The following is a 15,630-nucleotide window of genomic DNA, read 5'->3' as shown; positions in this document are numbered from 1 at the left end:
CCTCGGCGAACGACCTGGTCCGACACTAGGACCACGACGGTCCCGGACGCGACCGAGCCGGTCCGGGCGTGGCGCCCAGACCGGCTCGATCGATACGACGACTACGACGACGAGGGCGAGCTCTTCGACTCGACCTTGATCTTGCCGGAGATGATGTCGGCCTTCAGCTGGTCGACCTCCTTCTTCAGGTCGGCCGGAACCTGCGACTCGAGGTCGTGGTACGGCGCGATGCCGACGCCCTGGTTCTCGAGAGTGCCGACGTACGGCGTCGCGTCGAAGTTGCCCTTGGCGGCGTCCGTCACGGCCGAGTCGACGGCCGCACCGATGAGCTTCATCACGGAGGTGAGGATCACCGACGACGAGTCGGGGTTGATGAGCGCACCGTCGGAGTCGACCCAGATGACGAGCGTGCCGGGGGTGGCCTTGGCCGTGGTGAGGGCGTCGAGCGCGGCGCCGCCGGCGACGGGCAGGATGATGTCCGCGCCCTGGGCGACGAGCGAGTCGGCGTTGGCCTTGCCGGAGCCCGGCGCGAACGGCGCGTCCGGCGGGTTGAATAGGCCGGTCTGGGCCTTCTCGTCCCAGCCGAGCAGCTGGACGCTCTTGCCCTTGACCTCGTTGTACTTGGCGATGCCCTCGGCGAAGCCGTCCATGAAGACGGTCACCGTCGGGATGGCCAGGCCACCGTAGGTGCCGACCTTGCCGGTCTTGGTCATGCCCGCGGCCAGGTAGCCGGCGAGGTAGGCCGCCTGCGCGGTGTCGAACTGGAGCGGCTTGACGTTGTCCAGCGTCACGGCCTTGCCGGCGGCGTCGGTGGGCAGGGCGTCGACGAGCGCGAAGTCGACGTCGGTGTTCGCCTTGGCGGCGTCCGCCGTCGCGGTCGACAGCTTGAAGCCGACCGAGACGATCATGTTGCAGTTCTGGCTGAGCAGGTTGTCGATGTTCGGCGCGTACGCGTCGTCCGTCTTCGACTCGGCCTGAGCGGTCTGGATGCCCAGATCCTTCTTGACCTGGTTCAGGCCGTTGAGACCCGACTCGTTGAACGACTTGTCGTTGAAGCCGCCCGAGTCGGACACGATGCAGCCCTTGAAGTCGGACATCGCGGCACCGGCAGACGACGTCGGCGAGGACGACGAACCCGAGTTGTTGTCCGGGGCACTGCCACACGCCGCAAGCGCGAGCGCGAGCGCCCCGCCGAGCGCAGCAACTCGAATGATCCTGTTCACGCGCGTCTCCTGAATCTCGTCAGCACCCGGTCCAGCGCAACGGCGGCGTGATGGCTCGACGATGCGTCGCCACGCGCCCCTGGCTGCCCGGTATTGATGGTTCGGACACTAGCCAGCCGCGTGTGACGAGCACGTTACCGGTGGGTATCCCCGCAGGTTCCGTTATCGACTTGGTACATCTGACCAGCCCGCGGACGGGACGTCTCAACCCGCGAGCAGTGCGGCTCTGGCGAGGAACAGAGCGCCCACCTCGATCGCGCGCTCGTCCACGCGCAGGTCGCCCTGATGGATGTCGTACGTGTGGCCGCCGGGCGTGCGCGTGCCGAGGCGTGCCATGGCGCCGGGCACCTTGGTCAGGTACCAGGCGAAGTCCTCGCCGCCGAGCGACTGTTCCGTGAGCAGCACCGATCCGGCACCGAGCACGTCGCGCGCAGCCTCCTCCAGCACCCCGGTCGCGCTTGAGGCGTTCTCCACCGGAGGGACCCCTCGGTGGTGGCGCACCTCGACCTGCACCTCGAGCGAAGCGACGACGTTCTCGACCGCGTCGTGGAACACCTCCGACGCCTTCTCCCAGGCCCGCACGTCGAGGCAGCGCAGCGTGCCGCGGACGACCCCGGTGGTCGGGATCGCGTTGTGCGCCGATCCCGCCTGGACCGCGCCCCAGGTGAGGTTGACGCCCGAGCGGGGGTCCAGCCGGCGGCCGAGGATCGCGGGGACCTGCGTGATCACCTGCCCGAGCGCGAAGACCACGTCACCGGTCAGGTGCGGTCGCGAGGTGTGGCCGCCCCCACCGGAGATCGTGACAGTGACCTCGTCGCTGGCCGACGTGATCGGCCCGATGCGCGTACCCACCTGACCGACGTCGACCTTGGGGTCGCAGTGGAACGCGAAGATCTGTCCGACGCCGTCGAGGCCGCCCGCCGCGATGACGTCGAGCGCACCGCCGGGCTGGACCTCCTCGGCCGGCTGGAAGACGAGCCGGACCCCGGTGGTCAGCTCGTCGGCGACGCGCGCCAGCAGCAGACCGGCGCCCAGCACGGCCGTGGTGTGCACGTCGTGGCCGCACGCGTGCGCGACGCCCCGGACGGTCGACGCCCAGGGCAGGCCGGTCGTGTCGGGCAACGGCAGCGCGTCGAGGTCGGCCCGGAGCGCGATCCGCTGCCGCCCGGTGGCCGCCGGACCCGGACCGATGTCGCAGACCAGGCCGGAGCCGGGCAGCAGGTGCGGTTCGAGGCCGGCGGCTCGCAGCCGGTCGACGAGCAGCCCCGTGGTGCGCACCTCGGTGCGCCCGAGCTCCGGGTGCGCGTGGATGTCCCGACGGACTGCGACGAGCTCGTTTCGCAGGTCGTCGTACGACGCGACCAGCCGCGCCGCCACGGCCTCGGAGGGCGCGGGGCGCAGCGACGTCAACGGGGCGACGGTGGTGAGGTCAGGCACGGATCGACCCTAGCCGCGGCCGGCGTGCCGCACCGCGCACGTCCACCTACAGCAGGTCGTCCCGACCCGCCGCGCGCCAGGCGTCGACCCCCTGCTTCACCGACTGGGCGCGCGCGCGGGTGGTGACGAGCACCGCGTCGGGCGTGTCGACGACGACCGCGTCCGGCAGGCCGATCACGGTCACCGTGCGCCCCTCGCCGGTCACCACGAGCGACCCGTCCGAGTCGATCCGCTGCACCGCCGACTGGTCGCCGAGCGTCCCACCGGCCAGCAGCAGCGCGAGCGACGCGAAGTCACCGACGTCGTCCCACCCGAAGTCGCCGGGCACCACCGCGACACCGCCGGCCGCCGCGACGGGCTCGGCGATGGCGTGGTCGATCGCGATCTTGGTCAGTCCGGGCCAGACACGCTCGAGCACCGCCTGCCGGTCCGGGCCGTCCCAGGCGGCGGCGATCTCGACCAGCCCCGCGGCGAGCACCGGGAGCTGCGCGGCGAGGTGGTCCAGCAGCACGCGCGCCCGCACGATGAACATGCCCGCGTTCCAGCGGTACTCGCCCGTGGCGAGGTAGGCCGCCGCGGTCTCGGCGTCGGGCTTCTCGGTGAAGCCGACGACGTGCTGGGCCCGCGGCGCCTCGTCGAGACCCAGGCTCGCTCCCGACCGTACGTAGCCGAGGGCCGTGGTGGGCTCGGTCGCCCGGATGCCGATCGTCACGACATAGCCCGCCTGCGCGGCGACGACGCCCTCGCGCACCGTCTCCTCGAACGCCTCGGTGCCCGAGATGACGTGGTCGGCCGCGAACGACCCGAGGATCACGTCCGCACCGTGCCGTTCCAGCAGGACGGCGGCGGCGAGCCCGATGGCCGCCATGGAGTCGCGCGGGGACGGCTCGGCCAGCACCTGGTCGGCGCCCAGCTCGGGGAGCTGGTCAGCGACCGCCGCCGCGTGCTTGGCCCCCGTGACCACGAGCACGCCCTGTGCCAGGGGAGCCAGCCGGTCGACCGTGCCCTGCAGCAGGGTGCGCCCGGTGCCGGTCAGGTCGAGCAGGAACTTGGGGTGACCCGCCCGCGAGAGGGGCCAGAGCCGGGTACCGGCGCCGCCGGCCGGGATGACGGCGTGGAAGGCCTGGATGGGGGTGCTGCTGGTGGGCATGGGGGCCAGGGTAGCCAGGACTCACCCCCGGCCCAGCATGTGGAGTACCTCACAGGTTGCCGTCCCCGTCGCGTCGCGGTGGATGTCGTTCACTACAGTGAGGTCGTCTAGGGACGCCGTCGTCCGCACCTCTGACTCGCCAGGAGGATCCCCCAGTGTCCGCAGCGCCCGATGCGCCGGTGAAGCGCAAAGCGCCCGCCGGGACGCTCTACCGAGGGCGGGAAGGCATGTGGTCGTGGGTCGCGCACCGCGTCACCGGCGTCGCGATCTTCTTCTTCCTCCTCGTGCACGTCCTCGACACGTCGCTCGTGCGGCTCTCCCCCGAGGACTACAACTCCGTGATCGGCACGTACAAGAACCCGATCATGGGTCTCGGTGAGGCCGGCCTCGTGGCCGCGATCGTGTTCCACGCGTTCAACGGGATCCGCATCATCCTGGTGGACTTCTGGGCGAAGGGTCCGAAGTACCAGCGGCTGATGCTCTGGATCGTCCTCGGTCTGTTCGTCGTGACGATGGCCGGGTTCCTGCCCCGCCACCTCATGCACGTGTTCGGGGGCGAGTGATGAGCACGATCGCCGACCCGAAGGCGCCCCGCGCCCCCAAGGCCCGGCCCTCGCGACTGACCACGCGCGGCAACACCGAGCTCTACGGCTGGGTGTTCATGCGGGCCTCCGGCGTGATCCTGCTGGTCCTGATCTTCGGCCACCTGTTCGTCAACCTCTGGCTGGGCCAGGGCGTCAAGGCGATCGACTTCGGCTTCGTCGCCGGCAAGTGGGCGTCGCCGTTCTGGCAGGTCTGGGACCTGCTGATGCTCTGGCTGGCCATGATCCACGGCACCAACGGGGTGCGGACGATCATCAACGACTACGCGGAGCGGGACGGCCTGCGGCTCTTCCTCAAGGGCCTGCTGTACCTCGCCTTCATCATCGTGGTCGTGCTGGGCACGCTGGTCATCTTCACGTTCGACCCGTGCCCGACCGGCTCGCCTGCGGACCTGCTGCCGTCGTTCTGTACTGCCTGACCCACCATCAAGGAAGGCATCGACCCCGATGCAGACCCACCAGTACGACGTCGTGATCGTCGGCGCGGGCGGCGCAGGCATGCGTGCCGCCCTCGAGTCCTCCACGCGCGTACGCACCGCCGTCATCTCCAAGCTCTACCCGACGCGCTCCCACACGGGCGCGGCGCAGGGCGGCATGTGCGCCGCGCTGGCCAACGTCGAGGAGGACAACTGGGAGTGGCACACGTTCGACACCGTCAAGGGTGGTGACTACCTGGTCGACCAGGACGCCGCCGAGGTGATGGCCAAGGAGGCCATCGACGCGGTGCTGGACCTGGAGAAGATGGGCCTGCCGTTCAACCGCACGCCCGAGGGCAAGATCGACCAGCGCCGCTTCGGCGGGCACACGCGCAACCACGGCGAGGCGGCCGTGCGCCGGTCCTGCTACGCCGCCGACCGTACGGGTCACATGATCCTGCAGACGCTCTACCAGCAGTGCGTGAAGAACGAGGTCGAGTTCTTCAACGAGTTCTACGTGCTGGACCTTCTGGTGGACCACGACCTCGCCGCCGGGCACGTGCCCGAGGGTGAGGAGGTCAACGTCTCGGGCGTGGTGGCCTACGAGCTGGCCACCGGCGAGATCCACGTGTTCCGGGCCAAGTCCGTCGTGCTGGCCACGGGCGGCGCGGGCAAGATCTACAAGACGACGAGCAACGCGCACACGCTGACCGGCGACGGCATGGCGCTGGCCTACCGCCGCGGCATCCCGCTCGAGGACATGGAGTTCTTCCAGTTCCACCCGACCGGCCTGGCGGGTCTGGGCATCCTGCTCAGCGAGGCGGCGCGCGGCGAGGGCGGCATCCTGCGCAACTCCGAGGGCGAGCGCTTCATGGAGCGCTACGCCCCCACGATCAAGGACCTGGCCCCCCGCGACATCGTCGCCCGGTCGATGGCCAACGAGGTGCGCGAGGGCCGCGGCGCCGGTCCGAACAAGGACTACGTGCTCCTCGACCTGACGCACCTCGAGCCCGCGCACATCGACGCCAAGCTGCCGGACATCACCGAGTTCGCCCGCACCTACCTCGGCATCGAGCCCTACACCGAGCCGGTGCCCGTGTACCCGACCGCGCACTACGCCATGGGCGGGATCCCCACCAACATCGAGGCGGAGGTCCTGCGCAACCAGACCGACGTCATCCGTGGGCTGTACGCCGCCGGCGAGGTCGCCTGCGTGAGCGTGCACGGCTCCAACCGGCTGGGCACCAACTCGCTGCTCGACATCAACGTGTTCGGCAAGCGCGCCGGGATCTCGGCCGCGGCCTATGCGCTGCAGGCGTCCTGGGTCGAGCTGCCCGAGGGTGCCGCGGACTCCGTCGTCGCCGGTCTCGAGGAGATCCGCACGCGGCCCGACGGCGAGCGCGTGGCGGACCTGCGCAAGGCCCTGCAGGAGTCGATGGACCTGAACGCCCAGGTGTTCCGCACCAAGGACTCGCTGCAGCAGGCGCTCGACGACATCAAGGACCTGCAGAAGCGGTTCCGGCACGTGAGCGTCCAGGACAAGAGCCGGATGTTCAACACCGACCTGCTCGAGGCCGTCGAGCTCGGCTTCCTGCTCGACATCGCCGAGACCGTCGTCGTCGGCGCCCTCAACCGCGACGAGTCGCGCGGCGGGCACTTCCGCGAGGACTTCCCGAACCGCGACGACAAGAACTACATGCTGCACACGATGGCGTACCGCCGGCCGCTGCCCGCCAAGGGCCACCGCCTGTGGGGCACGGACGGCGACGGCGACCACAAGGGAGCCTTCGCCCACACCACCGTGTTCGAGGACTACCAGCTCGTGCTGGGCTCCAAGCCCGTCACGGTGACCCGCTACCAGCCGATGGAGCGCAAGTACTGATGACCGCCATCCTGGAAGGCACGGCCGCGGCGACGGCGACCCCGGTGATCCCGTCCTTCGACGTCACCCTCAAGGTCCGCCGGTACCTGCCCGGCGACGACGGCTCGGCCGAGCCGTACTGGGACGAGTTCACGGTGCGCATGCACGGCACCGACCGGGTGCTGGACGCCCTGCACAAGGTGAAGTGGGAGGAGGACGGGTCGCTCACGTTCCGTCGTTCCTGCGCCCACGGCGTGTGCGGTTCCGACGCGATGCGCATCAACGGCCGCAACCGCCTGGCCTGCAAGACGCTGCTCAAGGACCTCGACCTCAAGAAGCCGATCACCGTCGAGCCCATCAAGGGCCTCCCGGTGATCAAGGACCTCGTGGTCGACATGGAGCCGTTCTTCGCCTCCTACCGCGAGATCATGCCCTTCCTGATCACCTCGGGGAACGAGCCCACCAAGGAGCGCCTGCAGAGCGCCGAGCAGCGCGCCCGGTTCGACGACACCACCAAGTGCATCCTCTGCGCCGCGTGCACCTCGTCGTGCCCCGTGTTCTGGACCGACGGGCAGTACTTCGGCCCCGCCGCGATCGTCAACGCGCACCGGTTCATCTTCGACAGCCGCGACGAGGGCGGGGCCCAGCGCCTCGAGATCCTCAACGACAAGGAGGGCGTGTGGCGCTGCCGCACCACCTTCAACTGCACCGAGGCATGCCCGCGCGGCATCGAGGTGACCAAGGCCATCCAAGAGGTCAAGAGGGCCATGATCACCCGGGCCTTCTGAGCCCGGCATGACCGACGAGGTCCTGCTCCCCGGCGGGAACGTCGGAGGTGCGGTGCGCGTCGGCGACACGGTGCGCAGACCGACCGGCCCGTGGACGCCCGCCGTGCACGAGCTGCTCGACTTCCTCGCGGCGGCCGGCGTCGAGAAGATCCCACGCGTGCTGGGCATCGACGAGCGGGATCGGGAGATCCTGACGTTCCTGCCCGGGCACGTGCTCGACATCCACACCGAGCGGCCCAGCCCCGCGCAGACGACGTCGGCCATGCGCTGGTTGCGGACGTTCCACACGGCGGTGGCGGGCTTCCCCCGCGCGAACCGGCGGTGGCGGTTCGTCGAGCGGGCGCTGCGGCCCGGCGAGATCGTCTGCCACCACGACACGGCGGTCTACAACCTGGTCTTCGACGGCGACGACCTCGCCGGGGTGTTCGACTGGGACGTGGCCGGCCCGGGCGTCCCGCTCGACGACGTCGCGATGTACGCGTGGAGCTCGGCCCTGCTCCATCCCGGTGCCGATGCGGCGGAGGTGGTCGACGGCCTGCGAACGATCGCGGACGGGTACGGCGACCTGGACGTGCGCGCCCTGCTCGAGCACGTGCCCGTCCGGATCACCGCGGCCACCGACCGCATCCGAGCGGGCCAGCTGGCCGGCGATCCCGGCATGCTGCGGCTCGGGAGCGTCGGGGAGCCCGCGTCGACGCTGGCCCGGCTGGGCGCCCTCACCGCGCGGTTCCCCGAGCTCCGCGAGCGACTCGCCTAGGGCGCTCGGTACGGGTCGTCCGGTCCCCTCGCGGCACTGGCCGGCGGGCTCACGATCATGGGCTCGGGCGCCCTCGTAGGGGCGTCACGTCGCCGGCAAACGTGACGCCGACTTGTCGACATAGGGCGGGTCCGCGGTCCAGGCGGCCGCCAGCAGGATGATGCGTGCGATCAGGTTGATCCAGACGAGCAGCGTGACCAGCACCGCCACGGAGGCGAACAACGGGTTCCTGGTCGCGCTGCCGGTCACCACCGCGGTGCCCAGCAGGCGCACCGTGCCGAGCCCGACCGCCGCGAGCCCCGCACCCTGCAGGAGGTCCCTGCGCGGCGGGCGCTGAGCGGCCAGCGCGGTCACGATGAGGACGAACATCCCGGCATCGACGACGAAGGCGACGGTGAAACCCAGGACGGAGAGCACCGACGTCATCACGCTCCCCCACCCGAGTGCACCGAGGATCCACTGCGCCGCCGAGGTGACGGCGATCGTCACGATGGCCGAGAGCAGCACGGCGAGCGCCGCCACCGCGAAGCCGCCCAGTTCGCGCGCCTTGCCGCGGATCCCGTTGCCGCGCGGGTCGTCGTCGGCGAACATCGCGCGCACGGACTTGCGCAGCGCGGCGACCGCGGCGATCGCGCTGACCAGGAGCACGAGGACGGCGATCACGCTGGTGATCGTCAGGCTCGTGTTGAGCACGAGGCTCTTCGCGCTGATCATGCCGTTGCCGTCGCCGGTGTCGATGAGCCCGGGCAGCGCCTCGTCCACGGCATCGAGCACCTGGTTGCGGAGCCGCTCGTTGTCACCCAGCACCGCCATGAACGCGGTGAAGCCGATGGTCAGTGCGGCGACGACGGAGAACAGCGTCGCGTAGGCGATACCACCCGTCAGCACACCCCCGCTCCGCACCGCGAAGCGGGCATACGCTCGCATGGGTCGCGTGTGCTTGACCCAGTCCCACGACGCCATGCCGCGCGCGACGAGCGAGCGCGGCTCCGGCGGTGACTCGGCAGCGAGCGCGTGAGCCTGTGCCGCACCCGAGCCGGCGGCCGGGTGGGCGTCCTCGGTCCTCATGTCCTGCACCCTAGGTGGGGCCCAGCGCCGCCCTGGGCATCCTCCGCCGCTCCGGTCAGCGCGCCGTCACGCCGGCGTCAGGCGCGGTCGGCCTCGGACGGCTCCTTCTCGTCCTGCGGGTCGGCGCGCGGCACCTTCTCGACGTAGGGCGGGTCGGCGGTCCAGGCCGAGGCGAGCAGGATGATGCGCGCGATCAGGTTGATCCACAGGAGCAGCGTGACGATCACCGCGACCGACGCGAACAACGGGTTCTTGTTGACGCTCCCGGCCACCACCTGGGTGCCGAGCAGGCGCACCACGCCCAGACCGATCCCCGCGAGCACGGCACCCTGGAGCAGGTCCTTGCGAGGCGGGTGCTGACCGGCGAGCACGGTCACGACGAGGACGAACACCCCCGCATCGACCAGGAACGCGACGAGCACCCCGGCCACCGTCAGCACCGTCGTGGTCGCGCCGCCCCAGCCGAGGCCGCTCAGGATCCACTGGGTCACGGTGGTCACCGCGATGGTGATGATCGCGGACACCAGCACCGCGATCGCCATGCCCGCGAACCCACCCAGCTCGCGCGCCTTGACGATCACGCCGTTGGTGCCCGTGCCGTCGTCGGCGAACATCGCCTGCACGCCCTTGCGCATGGCCGACACCGCCGCGAGCGCGCTGAGCAGGAGGACGACGACGGCGATGGCGCCGGTGATCGTCAGACCCTTGTTCAGCACCAGGTCGTCGGGGTTGATCCCACCGCCGCCGTCGCCGTTGTCGACGAGGCCGGGCAACGCCTTGTCGACGGCGTCGAGCACCTGCTGGCGGAGCTCGTCGTTGCCGCCCAGCACCTTCATGAAGATCGTGTAGCCGATGGTCAGCGCGGCAAACACGGAGAACAGCGCCGCGTACGCGATGCCGCCGGTCAGCACTCCTCCGCCGCGGGCGCCGAAGCGGGCGTTGGCGCGCATCGCCCGGGTGTGGCTGACCCAGTCCCATGCCGTCCTGGCACGGGACACGAGCCCGGGCTTGGCCGGGGGCGGCTCCTCCGCCGCGAGGGCGTGCGCGTGCGCGGCGCCTGCGCCGACAGCAGGTTGCGCGCCCTGGGGGGTCATGCCCTGCACCCTAGGTCGGGCTGACGACCCCGGCATCTGCTGCCGCCCCGGTCAGCGAGAAGTCGCGGACAGGCCGCCACACACCGTCGTCACCGTGCGCGTAGCTGTGAAAGCTGTCCACCAGGAACGAGGCGTCGAACCCGGCCAGTTCGGCGTACGCCGAGTCGAGCTGCTCGTCGGCAACCTCGTGCGCCACGGTGACGTGCGGGTGGTAGTCGAACCGCAGCTCCTGCTCGAGCACGTGCGACCGGACGCTGCGCTCCAGCGCGGCACAGCCCGAGGAGCCCTCGACGAGCTGGACGAACACCACCGGCGAGACCGGGCGGAAAGTCTCGGTCCCGCGCAGGTGCACGAGGAACGGCCTGTGCGACGCGGCGACGGACGAGAGGTGCTCGTCGACCGCCTCGATCTCGTCGGGATCGACCACGGTGGGTCCGAGCAGCGTGATGTGCGGCGGGATGAAGTCCGCCCACGGGTCGCCGAACCGCCCGCGAGCCGCCTGCAGGACGGTGCTGTACGGCTCGGGGATCGTGATCGCGACACCGATGCGCAGCTTGTCCCCCGAGCGCTCCGGCAGCTTCACGCGCGGACCCGCGCGCGACGCGGCAGCAGGCCCGCGCGGTCGTACAGCCGCTCCAGCGTCACCGCGGCGCGGTCGCGGGCACGGTCGGCGCCGTCGGCCAGCACGTCGTCGAGGGAGGCCGGGTCCGAGAGGTAGCCGTTGACCCGCGCCTGGAACGGGCGCAGGAAGTCGACCACGACCTCGGCGAGGTCGACCTTGAGGTGGCCGTACCCCTTTCCGGCGTAGTCCTGCTCGAGGGACTCGACCGACCGGCCCGTGAGCGCCGAGTAGATGGACAGCAGGTTCGAGATGCCCGGCTTGTGCTCCGGGTCGAAGCGGATCTCGGTGCCGGCGTCGGTCACCGCGCTCTTGATCCGCTTGGTGACGACCTTGGGGTCGTCGAGAAGCTCGATCAGACCGTTCGGGCTCTCCGAGGACTTGCTCATCTTGGCCGTCGGGTCCTGCAGGTCGTAGATCTTCGCGGTGGCCTTGACGATGTACGGCTCAGGAACGACGACGGTGTCCGCGCCGAACCGTGAGTTCATCCGGTTGGCCAGATCGCGCGTCAGCTCGAGGTGCTGGCGCTGGTCCTCGCCGACGGGGACGAGCGTCGTGTCGTAGAGCAGGATGTCCGAGGCCATGAGCACCGGGTAGGTGAACAGCCCGACCGTCGTTCCCTCGGTCCCGTGCTTGCCGGACTTGTCCTTGAACTGCGTCATCCGGTTGGCCTCGCCGAAGGCGGTGTGGCAGGACAGCAACCACGCCAGCTCGGCGTGCTCGGGCACGTGCGACTGGACGAACAGGATCGAGCGGTCCGGGTCGACGCCCGCCGCGAGGTACTGGGCCGCCGTGCGACGGGTGCGGTCACGCAGCACCGCCGGATCGGGGCCGACCGTCAGCGCGTGCAGGTCCACCACGCAGTAGAGGGCGTCGTGCTCCTCCTGGAGCGCCACCCACTGGGTCAGCGCCCCGAGGTAGTTGCCGAGCTGGAGGGAGTCGGACGTGGGCTGCATCCCGGAGAAGATGCGCGACGACTGCGGCGCCAAGTGCATCCGCCCATTCTGACAGGTCGACGGGGCCGCGGTGGCCGGGTCGGACTCGTCGGTCAGGTCGCCTCGTCGTCGAACGGCGGCGATACCGGTACGGCGGGGACCGCGGCGGCTGCCGCTCCTCCGCGGACCGCCGTGGTGGCAGGGGTCGAGGCCGACTGCTTGGTGACGGGTCGGACGGGCGGGGTCGGGTCGTCGAGCAGCGCCTCGCGCACGATCCGGCGCGGGTCGTACCGACGAGGGTCGAGCGACGCCCAGTCGACGTCCTTGGCCTCGTCGCCGAGCTCCTCGTCGACACGCGCCTTGGCCTCACGCAGGAACACCCGCCCGCGCCGCACCAGCTTGCCCAGCTGCTCGGCGTACCCGGGCAGCCGCGCGGGACCGATCACGAGCGCGGCAACGAGCAGGAGGATGATCCACTCTCCGCCGTTGATGTCGAACAACACCGCGTCAGCCTACTCGTCGAGCCTGAGGCCGTTCCGCGCGATCACGGAGCGTCGGACTCGTCCAGCTTGACCCGCACGTCCCGCTCCGCCGAACCCGTGCGGACGCGCAGCAGGACCGTGTCGCCGGGCGTGAGCGCGCGGATCGCGACGATCAGCTCGTCCGGCTGCGTCACCGGCCGGCCGTTGATCGCCAGGATGATGTCGCCCGGGTGGATGCCCGCCCGGTCGGCCGGGCCGTTGGCGCTGACCGGCGGCTGGCCGTTCTGGTCCGCGCCCGAGACCTGAACGCCCTCGCCCGAGTAGCTCTGGTCGAGGAGCACCCCGATGATCGGGAACGTCGCGTGACCGGTCTCGATCAGCTGGTCCGCCGTGCGGCGCACCTGGTTGGACGGGATGGCGAACCCGAGGCCGATGCTGCCGCCGACGCTGGCGGTGGAGCCCGGAGGCTGCGCGATCGCGGAGTTGATGCCGATGACCTCGCCCGCCGCGTTGACCAGCGGGCCGCCGGAGTTGCCGGGGTTGATCGCGGCGTCGGTCTGGATCGCGTTGATGAACGCCGTGCTGCTCGCGTCACCGGCCGTGACCGGGCGGTTGAGCGCGCTGACGATGCCGGTGGTCACGGTGCCGGCCAGGCCGAGGGGTGCGCCGATGGCGACGACGGGGTCGCCCACGACGACCTTGCCCGAGTCGCCCAGCCGCAGGGGTGTGAGGCCGTCGACGTCGACCTTCAGCACCGCGAGGTCGTAGTCGGACGTGCTGCCGACGATCGTCGCGGGCTTCTCGCTGCCGTCGACGAACGTCACCGTGATCGTGGTGGAGGCCGCGTTGTCGGCCTGCGCGATGACGTGGTGGTTGGTCACCAGGTAGCCGTCCTGGCGGAGCACGAAGCCGGATCCGGTGGCGCTGCCCTGGGCGCCGTCCACCTGGATCGACACCACGCTCGGCAGGACGCCGCCGGCGATGCCCGCGACCGAGTCCGGCGCCCGCTCGATGGATGCGGTGCCGGTCCCGGCCGGCGGGAGACCGGCGTCCTGGAGGTGGTCGGTCGCCGAGATGCGCCCGCCGATGACGCCGCCCACCAGTCCCGCCACGAGGGCGAGCACGACGAGCGGGAAGATCCACACTGCCGACAGGGCGCGACGCTTCTTCTTGGTCCGGGTCTGCACGGCGGGGTGCGGCGGCTGACCCGGGGTCGGCACCGGGTTGGGGTACGTCGCGGCACCCCAGGGGGCGTGCGCGGCCGGCGACTGCTGGCTCCAGGGGTCGACCGGGCCTGCGCCCGGCGCGGGTGCGCTCGGCGGACCGGCGGGTGGGGTCCCCCAGCCGGCCGTCGCGGGGTACGCGCTCGCGACCTGCTGGGCGTGCGGCGGGGCGTAGGGGCTCGCGACCGGCTGCCCGTGCGGCGCGTACGGGTTCGAGGTGTGCGCGGGGACCTCGGGGGTCGTCGGCAGGCTGCGCTGGCCGGAGGGGGACGCGAAGGGGTTCGGGTCCGCCGCCCGAGGCTCGGGTTCGTCGTGCCGTTCGGCGGGGACCGGCGGGGCGTCGGGACCCGGTCGAGATCCGTCGTGCGCGTCACCCGGGGCGGACGGGTCGTCGGGCGTGCTCATGGTCGCTCGAGCGCTCCTGTCACCGTGTTCCAGCCCCGCGTGATCTGCGCGGGCACTCCGGCGTCGTACGCGCCGCCGGGAAAGGCTCCCACAAGCTGGTCCGCCGAGCCGCTCGACTCGGCAGCGACCACCTGCACGACCGTCGAGTCGGCCTGCCACACGATGTGCCAGGGCTCGTAGGAGAGCACGTAGACGTCACGCCCGCCGACCCGGCTGGCCGGCGCCCCCGCCAGCGCGTCCGTGTCCAGGTGACCCTGCTGCTCGGTCACCACGGCGGAGCCCTCCGGGCCGACGACGTCGACCTCCAGCACGGTCGAGTCGTCGCCGGACCAGCGCACCGCGCTCACGGCCCAGCCGTCGGGCAGCTGCGACGGGAACGACCACTGGTGCGCCTGCAGCCATGCCACCGAGTCGCCGCCCGTACCCGCGCCGGCCACCCGGAGCCCGGTGTCGAACGCGGCGGGCTGCCGGTCGGTGACCGCGCCGCCGAGCAGGCCGAGGTCGGAACCCGGGTGGCTGGTCGGCACGACGTCGGGCCGCTCCCCGAGCACGAAGAGCATCGCTGCGACGGCACCGAGCCCCGCCATCGACCCGGCGGCGATGCGGACGCTGGTCCGCTTCTGGCGCAGGTCGCCGCGGACCACCGACCGGCCGAGCCAGCCGCCGGAGGACGTCACGCCGTACGACGCCAGCTCGGAGCGCGACCCGGACGCCGGTGGGGCGAACGGGTCGGTGGGACGCGGGTCGGCCGGTGCACTGCCCGCGAGCGACAGCAGCCGCGCGGTCAGGTCGGGGGCGGGGCACGGCTCGTCGACGGACGCCAGCGCCGCGCGCGCGGACCGGGCCGCGCCCAGCTCGGACGCGCACTCGGGGCAGACCGCGACGTGGGCCAGCGCCCGCTCGGTGGCGGTCACCGACAGCTGGCCGTCGACGAGGGCGCTGATGCGCGAGCCGAGGTGCGCCGTCATCGCTGCGCGTCCGCGGTCGAGTCGTCGGAGGCGAAGACGCGCAACGCCTCGGGGGCGCGGTGCTCCAAGGACACGCGCAGGCGGGCCCTGGCCCGGTGGATCCTCGAGCGCACGGTGCCGAGCTTGATGCCGAGCGTGACCGCGATCTCCTCGTAGGACAGGCCCTCGATGTCGCACAGGACGACCGCGGCCCGGTACTCGGGCGGCAGCTGGTCGAGCGCGCGCTGCACGTCGAGGTCCAGGTTCCCGTGCTCGAACGCCCGCTCGGGCGCACCGAGCTGGTCACCGGACGCGTACCGCTCGGCGTCCTCGCCCATGGCGTCCATGCGGATGCGCTGCTTGCGGCGGGCCTGGTCGAGGAACAGGTTGGTGGTGATGCGGTGCAACCAGCCCTCGAACGTGCCGGGCTGGTAGGAGTGCAGGGAGCGGAAGACGCGGACGAAGGTCTCCTGCGTGAGGTCCTCGGCGTCGAACCGGTTGCCGGTGAGGCGGTAGGCCAGCCGGTAGACCCGCGCGGAGTGGTCGCGGACGATGTCCTCCCACGCCGGTGCCTGCCAGGTGGCGGGCTCGGTGCTCATCGGGTGGTCTCCTCGCGCGTGTGT

General features: G+C 71.4%; 16 protein-coding genes. 5 read left to right on the top strand and 11 right to left on the bottom strand.

What is annotated here, in order from left to right; all coding sequences use genetic code 11:
• Nucleotides 1–101 precede the first annotated feature (101 nt).
• The 3 genes from ACPPVS_RS03590 to ACPPVS_RS03580 form a co-directional block, all read right to left on the bottom strand.
• Nucleotides 102–1,223 carry a BMP family lipoprotein gene (locus tag ACPPVS_RS03590; protein WP_426594616.1) on the bottom strand — a complete coding sequence of 374 codons (1,122 nt, stop codon included), beginning with the start codon at nt 1,221–1,223 and terminating at the stop codon, nt 102–104.
• Between the two features lie 204 nt (nt 1,224–1,427).
• Nucleotides 1,428–2,660, bottom strand: coding sequence for an amidohydrolase (locus ACPPVS_RS03585; RefSeq protein WP_426594615.1), 1,233 nt, complete (start codon nt 2,658–2,660; stop codon nt 1,428–1,430).
• A 46-nt stretch (nt 2,661–2,706) separates the two neighbouring features.
• Nucleotides 2,707–3,810, bottom strand: coding sequence for a mannose-1-phosphate guanylyltransferase (locus ACPPVS_RS03580; protein WP_426594614.1), 1,104 nt, complete (start codon nt 3,808–3,810; stop codon nt 2,707–2,709).
• Between the two features lie 227 nt (nt 3,811–4,037).
• Here ACPPVS_RS03580 and sdhC point away from each other — a divergent pair, with 227 nt between their 5' ends.
• Genes sdhC through ACPPVS_RS03555 form a run of 5 tightly spaced genes read left to right on the top strand, consistent with a single transcriptional unit; the run spans nt 4,038 to nt 8,234 of the window.
• On the top strand, nt 4,038–4,373 hold the full coding sequence (gene sdhC / locus ACPPVS_RS03575) for a succinate dehydrogenase, cytochrome b556 subunit (RefSeq protein WP_426595873.1): 336 nt from the start codon (nt 4,038–4,040) through the stop codon (nt 4,371–4,373).
• Nucleotides 4,373–4,831, top strand: coding sequence for a succinate dehydrogenase, hydrophobic membrane anchor protein (gene sdhD, locus ACPPVS_RS03570; RefSeq protein WP_426594613.1), 459 nt, complete (start codon nt 4,373–4,375; stop codon nt 4,829–4,831). Before sdhC ends, sdhD begins: the two co-directional genes overlap by 1 nt.
• A gap of 28 nt (nt 4,832–4,859) precedes the next feature.
• Complete coding sequence (gene sdhA, locus ACPPVS_RS03565; protein ID WP_426594612.1) at nt 4,860–6,710, top strand: succinate dehydrogenase flavoprotein subunit; 1,851 nt, start codon at nt 4,860–4,862, stop codon at nt 6,708–6,710.
• A complete protein-coding gene (locus tag ACPPVS_RS03560) occupies nt 6,710–7,477 on the top strand; it encodes a succinate dehydrogenase iron-sulfur subunit (RefSeq protein ID WP_426594610.1) in 768 nt (255 codons plus the stop codon). Before sdhA ends, ACPPVS_RS03560 begins: the two co-directional genes overlap by 1 nt.
• Nucleotides 7,478–7,484: 7 nt before the next feature.
• On the top strand, nt 7,485–8,234 hold the full coding sequence (locus ACPPVS_RS03555; protein ID WP_426594609.1) for a phosphotransferase: 750 nt from the start codon (nt 7,485–7,487) through the stop codon (nt 8,232–8,234).
• Between the two features lie 84 nt (nt 8,235–8,318).
• On the opposite strand, the gene ACPPVS_RS03550 is transcribed toward ACPPVS_RS03555, so the two are convergent.
• The 8 genes from ACPPVS_RS03550 to sigE form a co-directional block, all read right to left on the bottom strand.
• On the bottom strand, nt 8,319–9,302 hold the full coding sequence (locus ACPPVS_RS03550; RefSeq protein ID WP_426594608.1) for a YihY/virulence factor BrkB family protein: 984 nt from the start codon (nt 9,300–9,302) through the stop codon (nt 8,319–8,321).
• A gap of 77 nt (nt 9,303–9,379) precedes the next feature.
• Nucleotides 9,380–10,396 (bottom strand): YihY/virulence factor BrkB family protein, encoded by a 1,017-nt coding sequence (locus ACPPVS_RS03545; RefSeq protein ID WP_426594607.1) that lies wholly within the window; start codon nt 10,394–10,396, stop codon nt 9,380–9,382.
• 10 nt (nt 10,397–10,406) lie between these two features.
• Nucleotides 10,407–10,979, bottom strand: coding sequence for a 2'-5' RNA ligase family protein (locus ACPPVS_RS03540; RefSeq protein WP_426594606.1), 573 nt, complete (start codon nt 10,977–10,979; stop codon nt 10,407–10,409).
• Nucleotides 10,976–12,010 (bottom strand): tryptophan--tRNA ligase, encoded by a 1,035-nt coding sequence (trpS, locus tag ACPPVS_RS03535; RefSeq protein ID WP_426594605.1) that lies wholly within the window; start codon nt 12,008–12,010, stop codon nt 10,976–10,978. Before trpS ends, ACPPVS_RS03540 begins: the two co-directional genes overlap by 4 nt.
• A gap of 53 nt (nt 12,011–12,063) precedes the next feature.
• Entirely contained in the window at nt 12,064–12,453 is a 390-nt protein-coding gene (locus ACPPVS_RS03530) for a twin-arginine translocase TatA/TatE family subunit (protein WP_426594604.1), read from the bottom strand.
• 41 nt (nt 12,454–12,494) lie between these two features.
• On the bottom strand, nt 12,495–14,060 hold the full coding sequence (locus tag ACPPVS_RS03525) for a trypsin-like peptidase domain-containing protein (RefSeq protein WP_426594603.1): 1,566 nt from the start codon (nt 14,058–14,060) through the stop codon (nt 12,495–12,497).
• Nucleotides 14,057–15,028 carry a zf-HC2 domain-containing protein gene (locus ACPPVS_RS03520; protein WP_426594602.1) on the bottom strand — a complete coding sequence of 324 codons (972 nt, stop codon included), beginning with the start codon at nt 15,026–15,028 and terminating at the stop codon, nt 14,057–14,059. The genes ACPPVS_RS03525 and ACPPVS_RS03520 overlap by 4 nt, the downstream gene beginning before the upstream one ends.
• The gene (gene sigE / locus ACPPVS_RS03515) at nt 15,025–15,606 is read right to left on the bottom strand and encodes an RNA polymerase sigma factor SigE (protein WP_426594601.1); all 582 of its coding nucleotides are present in this window, start codon (nt 15,604–15,606) and stop codon (nt 15,025–15,027) included. Before sigE ends, ACPPVS_RS03520 begins: the two co-directional genes overlap by 4 nt.
• Between the last annotated feature and the right edge of the window lie 24 nt (nt 15,607–15,630).

It is taken from the genome of Cellulomonas sp. McL0617 (genome assembly GCF_049994875.1).
Taxonomy (GTDB): Bacteria; Actinomycetota; Actinomycetes; order Actinomycetales; family Cellulomonadaceae; genus Cellulomonas.
The sequence above is the reverse complement of the archived record's forward strand: the minus strand, read 5'-3'. Positions and strand labels throughout refer to the sequence as shown.

Coding starts and splice junctions, on each gene's coding strand:
- ACPPVS_RS03545 (WP_426594607.1), bottom strand. CDS start 10,396: ATGACCCCCCAGGGCGCGCAACCTGCTGTCGGCGCAGGCGCCGCGCAC.
- sdhC (WP_426595873.1), top strand. CDS start 4,038: ATGTGGTCGTGGGTCGCGCACCGCGTCACCGGCGTCGCGATCTTCTTC.
- ACPPVS_RS03580 (WP_426594614.1), bottom strand. CDS start 3,810: ATGCCCACCAGCAGCACCCCCATCCAGGCCTTCCACGCCGTCATCCCG.
- sdhA (WP_426594612.1), top strand. CDS start 4,860: ATGCAGACCCACCAGTACGACGTCGTGATCGTCGGCGCGGGCGGCGCA.
- ACPPVS_RS03550 (WP_426594608.1), bottom strand. CDS start 9,302: ATGAGGACCGAGGACGCCCACCCGGCCGCCGGCTCGGGTGCGGCACAG.
- ACPPVS_RS03525 (WP_426594603.1), bottom strand. CDS start 14,060: ATGAGCACGCCCGACGACCCGTCCGCCCCGGGTGACGCGCACGACGGA.
- sigE (WP_426594601.1), bottom strand. CDS start 15,606: ATGAGCACCGAGCCCGCCACCTGGCAGGCACCGGCGTGGGAGGACATC.
- trpS (WP_426594605.1), bottom strand. CDS start 12,010: ATGCACTTGGCGCCGCAGTCGTCGCGCATCTTCTCCGGGATGCAGCCC.
- ACPPVS_RS03560 (WP_426594610.1), top strand. CDS start 6,710: ATGACCGCCATCCTGGAAGGCACGGCCGCGGCGACGGCGACCCCGGTG.
- ACPPVS_RS03520 (WP_426594602.1), bottom strand. CDS start 15,028: ATGACGGCGCACCTCGGCTCGCGCATCAGCGCCCTCGTCGACGGCCAG.
- ACPPVS_RS03555 (WP_426594609.1), top strand. CDS start 7,485: ATGACCGACGAGGTCCTGCTCCCCGGCGGGAACGTCGGAGGTGCGGTG.
- sdhD (WP_426594613.1), top strand. CDS start 4,373: ATGAGCACGATCGCCGACCCGAAGGCGCCCCGCGCCCCCAAGGCCCGG.